The sequence below is a fragment of the Kitasatospora sp. NPDC057512 genome, from assembly GCF_042802135.1.
Lineage (GTDB): Bacteria > Actinomycetota > Actinomycetes > Streptomycetales > Streptomycetaceae > Kitasatospora.
This window is the reverse complement of record NZ_JBHVET010001142.1, coordinates 1-1,738: the sequence shown is the minus strand read 5'-3', so window position 1 is coordinate 1,738 and position 1,738 is coordinate 1. Positions and strand designations below refer to the sequence as shown.

The window sequence follows — 1,738 nt, the reverse complement described above, 5'->3', positions numbered from 1 at the left end:
GTTCGGGAGAGCGCCCGGGGGCGGGCACGCCGGGCCGGCCGTTCTCCTGCGGGGCCGGGGCCGGGGCCGGAACCGGTGCGGGGCCGCCCCGTCCGGCTCGCGCCGCGCGGCTGCCGCCGGAGGCCCCGGCCGCCGTCCCGCGCGCCGCCAGTTCGCTGAGCCGCTCGTGCAGCGCGGCGGCCCCGGGCCGTTCGGCGGGTTCCTTGGCCAGGCAGGCCCGGATCAGCGGCGCCAGTTGCGGCGGTACGGCCGAGAGGTCGGGCTCCTCGTGGACGACCCGGTACAGCATCACTTCGGAGGAGGCCCCGGACCCGAACGGGGTGTCCCCGGTGAGCGCGTACGCGAGGGTGGCCCCGAAGGCGAAGACGTCGGTGGCGGGGGTGACGGCGGCCCCGCGCACCTGCTCGGGCGCGAGGAAGCCGGGGGAGCCGACCGCGGTGCCGACGTGGGTGAGGGTGCTGGCGCCGCGCGACCACGCGATGCCGAAGTCGATGATCCGCGGGCCCCGGGGTGAGAGCAGGATGTTGGACGGCTTGAGGTCCCGGTGGACGACTCCCGCCTCGTGCACCTTGACGAGTCCGTCGGCCAGCGCGGCCCCGATCCGGGCCGCCTCGGGCCAGTTCAGCGGTCCTTCGTCGCCGACCCGCTTGTACAGCGAGGGCCCGGGGACGTACGCGGTGGCGAGCCAGGGCCGCTCGGTCTCGATGTCCGAGCCGACCACGCGCGCGGTGCAGCCGCCCCGGATCCGGGAGGCGGCGGCGATCTCGCGGGCGAAGCGGGTGCGGAACTCCTGGTCCTCGGCGAGTTCGGCGCGGATCAGCTTGAGGGCGACGCGCTGCCCGCGGCGGTCGGACCCGAGGTAGACCACGCCCATGCCGCCGGCGCCCAGTCGCCGGTGCAGGCGGTACGGCCCGACGATGCGGGGGTCCTCACGCCTCAGCCGCATCATCGCCATGTTTCGTTCCCCGTCAGCCGGTGGGTGAGGCCCCGTCGGTTGGGCCATCGTCAGTTCCTGTCTGGCACAGCTTACGGACTGCCCGCTGCGGTGTGCTGATACGCAACACCCGTAGCCACCGTGCGATTGTCGGATCTTGCGCTGACCTGCAGGTCACAGGGCCGTCGAAGGGCCTCTCGGGGTTGCCCCTCAGGGTTCCCCCGGGGGTCGGATGAGCCCGCTGTCCCCCTGCGGTAGTAGGCCTCAAGTCCGATCGTCATCCTCCGGGACGTCCGAGGAACAGTACGACGGCATGACGCCCGGAGGGGCCCCCGACCAATAGCGTTGTGCTCAGCGGTGGACGGGGAGCTCGTCCCCCGAGGTAAGCCGTCCACCGCGCCAACTCGACCGGATCAGGAGCCAGGACATGCCACCGCAGCTCACGGGAACCCTCCGCCGCCGTCGGCAGGGCTCCCTCCGGACGGGGTCCGCCGAGCAGCCCACCCGGCACCCCGCCGTGGCGGTGGCCATGGCCCTGCCGTGCGCCGTGCTCCTGGTGCTGCTCTTCGGAGGGTGGGAGCAGATGGCGAACCAGGCCCAGGCCGTCGCCGATCTGATCGCCCGCTGAGCAGGAGAAGAAGAAGGACACCGGCCCCGAGGCCGGTCGAAGACGGGCACCGAACCCCTGGGGACGGGGAGCGGTGCCGCCGGGGAGGCCGCGGCCGCGATGACACGCGGACGGGCGTGAGCGGTGCGCAGAGCGCCCCGGCAGGCGGAGATGCCGCGTACGGACGTCGGTGAGGG

2 protein-coding genes are annotated in these 1,738 nt (G+C 74.1%); one reads left to right on the top strand and one right to left on the bottom strand.

Annotation, left to right across the window (positions count from 1 at the left end; genetic code table 11):
* Positions 1-955: serine/threonine-protein kinase (locus ACFU6K_RS38395; RefSeq protein ID WP_380671212.1), on the bottom strand; the 955-nt coding region annotated here is incomplete at its 3' end.
* 406 nt (positions 956-1,361) lie between these two features.
* Here ACFU6K_RS38395 and ACFU6K_RS38390 point away from each other — a divergent pair.
* Positions 1,362-1,562 (top strand): hypothetical protein, encoded by a 201-nt coding sequence (locus tag ACFU6K_RS38390; protein ID WP_380671210.1) that lies wholly within the window; start codon positions 1,362-1,364, stop codon positions 1,560-1,562.
* The last annotated feature ends 176 nt before the right edge of the window (positions 1,563-1,738 follow it).

Excerpts from the sequence above, each read along its gene's own strand:
- ACFU6K_RS38390 (WP_380671210.1), top strand. The coding sequence starts at position 1,362 with ATGCCACCGCAGCTCACGGGAACCCTCCGCCGCCGTCGGCAGGGCTCC.